We start from the raw sequence: 3,382 nt of genomic DNA on the forward strand, positions 1-3,382 counted from the left end.
CTGTTCTCCTCGTCGTTTTGAACGTTACGAGAACAAACTCTACTTTTGAATGGCCCAGTTCTTTGGGGGCAGGTCAGTTCGTAGAGCGGCATGGCGCGGTTGATGTAGTCGAACAGTGTACTGGCATGTGGCCAATAACTTTCAACCGTCTTCACCGGGGAGCCAGAGGCGAGGCTCCCGCGTCCGCCGATCAGCATCGGTGCGCCTGTGCCCTTGACCCCCTCCAGATTGTCGCCGTGGCAGCTTGCGCATTTATCGGCATAGATTGCCTCGCCGGTCGCGAAGTCGCCGCTTCCTGCCGGCAACCCGGTTCCGTCCGGCATAACGTCGATGTCGATCACTGCGATTTCTGCTTCGGACGCGGGCCGGCCAATGCCGAAATCTGCGTCGGTTCCGGGTTTCACAGGATCTTCTGCATATTTCCAAGATGCTGGCGACGGCGGGGCGGGCTCTTCTGCCGGACCGACAAGCATAGGCGGCGATGCGACAGTCCGCGGATCGCTGTCATCGGGCATTGTTGACTGGGCCAACACTGGCGTGGAGAGCGCGACCAGCACCGCGCCAGTCAGAAATTCACGCGTGAACATTTGTCACCTCCCCGCTGGGCGCTACATGCCAGCTCTGAATGGCGTTCAGGTGGTAGACGGACTTGGTGCCTCTCACGGCGACCAGTTCCGACAGAACTGGCTGCGTATAACCAGTATCGTCCGTACATCGGCTTTGCAAAACGGCTTCTTGCCCGTCCCAAACCCACGGCAGACGGAACCGCGTATGGCACTTGGACAGAACAGGCGCTTGGAGCGCAGCCTCGGCCCAAGTCTTACCGCCGTCTATCGACACTTCGACCTTGACGATCGTACCGCGACCGGACCAGGCCAGACCGCTGATCTCGTAGAACCCTGCCCTGGGCAGTTTCATTGCACCTGAGGGAAAGGTGATGACTGATTTCGCATCCATCTCCAGGGAAAACTGCCGGGCCTTACCGTCAGGCATAAGGTCGGTGTATTTCGAAGTTTCCTCGCGCGTCATGAAGGGCTTGTCGCTGACGTCGAGCCGGCGCAACCACTTGATATGCGTGTTGCCTTCGATTCCTGGAAGTAGAAGCCGAAGCGGATAACCTTGCTCTGGACGCAGCGCCTCGCCGTTTTGTGCATAGGCCAGAATTGCGTCGTCCATTGCTTTGTCGATCGGAACCGAACGCGTCATGACGGCGGCGTCGGCCCCCTCTGCGAGAATCCAAGCGGCGCTATCCTGAATGCCCACTTCGCGGAGCAGGGTGGAGAGAAGGACGCCGGTCCATTCTGACGTCGAGGTAAGGCCGTGGGTTCCTTGCACCGTCTTAAGGGTCGGCTTCTCCCACTCGGTCAGACCGTTTCCGGAACATTCGATGAAGCATGTGCGGCTGACTGAGGGCATTCGCTTCAGGTCGGCCATCGTAAAGCGCATAGGCTTGTCGACCATCCCGTGAACCAAAAGGCTATGGGATTCGGGATCGATCGTGGGAATACCGCCATGGTGTCGCTCAAAATGGAGGCCCGACGGAGTAATGACGCCATACCCCGACGCCAGCGGGGTCATGGACCAGCTCGAGTCGAGGCTGGCTGTCGGATAGCGCCAACGGATCGCGTTCTCGAACTGCGAGCGAGAGCCGTACCCACCATCGTCAAGGATCAGTCGACCTTGCTCCTTGGTCGAGTCCGGCTGCACGGAATACTCGACGGCGCCCGGAGGAGCTTCAGCTCGGGCCCGGCCGCTGGTGAGCATCATGCCCGCCATGACCGCACTGCCTGAAAGCAGCCGGCGCCGGCTGAGACCGTTGAACATGCCCTCCTTGCATTCGCACTCTTCTTCTTCGGCGCTTTGGAGGGCCAGTTGCTGTTCTTCCAACGCAACGAGCCCTTCGGCCATCTTCCGTTCGGCTGGGCCATAGCGGCCTGATGAAAATCTGTCGTCGGTCACATCGTCCTCCCTGTCTTTGACGTCCACCATAATACTCATATTTTGAGACGTCACTCCTAAAATATGAGAACATCCGGCCCGCCGTCCACTTAGGTTTGTGGAAGCGGTGGCTGGCGAAGGAGAGAGAGGATGGCCGCTGACCTGCCCCCCTTGGGTCCCTCGTTCATAACGAGAGTCTGCGGGTTTGAGATTGGTAGTCTGGGCGGTCTTTCTGGGCTTGGCATTTTTGCGGGGCGGAATGACGGCGTGGGCGCCTCTATCCGCAATGGCATCGTGGCAATTGCGCGTGTCGTAGGCGCCGTCTGCGGTCACGCTGTCGATCTCCTGCTCAGGTGGGATCTGGCTGAGCAAATCGGGCAGCACTGGCGCGTCACCGATGTGGTTTCCGGTAACCTCGACCGCCCGGATCTCCAGCGTCAGTTCGTCGATTCCAAGGTGGATCTTGCGCCAGACGCGTCGTTTGGAGCTGCCATGCTTGCGCGCGTGCCACTCGCCTTCGCCCTCGACCTTGATCCCGGTGCTGTCCGCTGCCCGGCAGGGCATTTCGCAGAAATGTCCCGAGAGGGGATCAGCAGATGCAGCGGGCCTCTGGAGCCACGATACGGGATGTACACAGCGAGACGCTTCTGACGGCGTGACAGGGAGCTGAAATCTGGCACCGTCCAGTCCAGACCGACCAGCTTCAACAGGCTCTCCACGAAACCCGTGGTCTGGCGCAACGCCATGCCGAACAACACCTTCATGGTCAGACAGGTCTGAACGGCGGCATCGCTATAGGTCTGCTGTCGGCCGATCTTACCGGTGGGCGCAGCGTCCCACTTCATCTTGGGGTCGAGCCAGATCGTCAGCGAGCCTCGGCGTTTGAGCGCCTCGTTATAGGATGGCCAGTTCGTCGTCTTGTAGGTTGTGGGGGTGGGTTTGCTTATGCCTGCCAGCTACCACGCTGGATTCACGAGATGAATCCTTCTCGTGCTTTGTGCAACAAGGCCCCGTGCATGGCGTACCTGTCACCGAAGCCGTGGCATGAATTCGCCCGGGGATAGGGGGAACCTCGGACATCAGAGGCTTTGTGCAACAGAGCCTCGTCTACCACCAAATCGACGCAATGCGCGCAGTCATCATTCTCAGAATGAAGACTAGGCGGCTTTCCTGATACTCTGCTTGTCCCAGAAATTGGGGGTGATCGGCTTGCGCTCGATCGGGGCGCGGCCGCTCAAGATCAAGCGATCAAGGAACACCGATCCCTGGTCCGGCGCCAGGTCTCGGTCCTAGTGTTCCCCGCCTGACGCAGGATTCCCATTTTTGGGCGAGCATGTCATGCTCGGGGCATGAGACGCGATGACATCTGCCTGTATCTGAACCCCAACGACCGAGCCGAGCTGCAGGCTCTGGTCACCGACCGCAACACCCCGCGCAAGCTCGT

At 59.8% G+C, this 3,382-nt stretch carries 2 protein-coding genes and 1 pseudogene; all 3 read right to left on the reverse strand.

Annotated elements, in window-relative coordinates; all coding sequences use genetic code 11:
• Positions 1-587, reverse strand: a 587-nt coding sequence (locus tag KZZ07_RS26405; protein ID WP_255564616.1) for a c-type cytochrome, incomplete at its 3' end; no start/stop codon positions are given.
• On the reverse strand, positions 574-1,998 hold the full coding sequence (gene soxC / locus KZZ07_RS26410) for a sulfite dehydrogenase (protein WP_370631272.1): 1,425 nt from the start codon (positions 1,996-1,998) through the stop codon (positions 574-576). The genes KZZ07_RS26405 and soxC, both read right to left, overlap by 14 nt.
• A 168-nt stretch (positions 1,999-2,166) precedes the next feature.
• A pseudogene (locus KZZ07_RS26415) lies at positions 2,167-2,885 on the reverse strand (IS5 family transposase); the annotation flags it as partial.
• Between the last annotated feature and the right edge of the window lie 497 nt (positions 2,886-3,382).

This window comes from Mameliella sp. CS4 (genome assembly GCF_019392335.1).
Taxonomy (GTDB): Bacteria; Pseudomonadota; Alphaproteobacteria; order Rhodobacterales; family Rhodobacteraceae; genus Antarctobacter.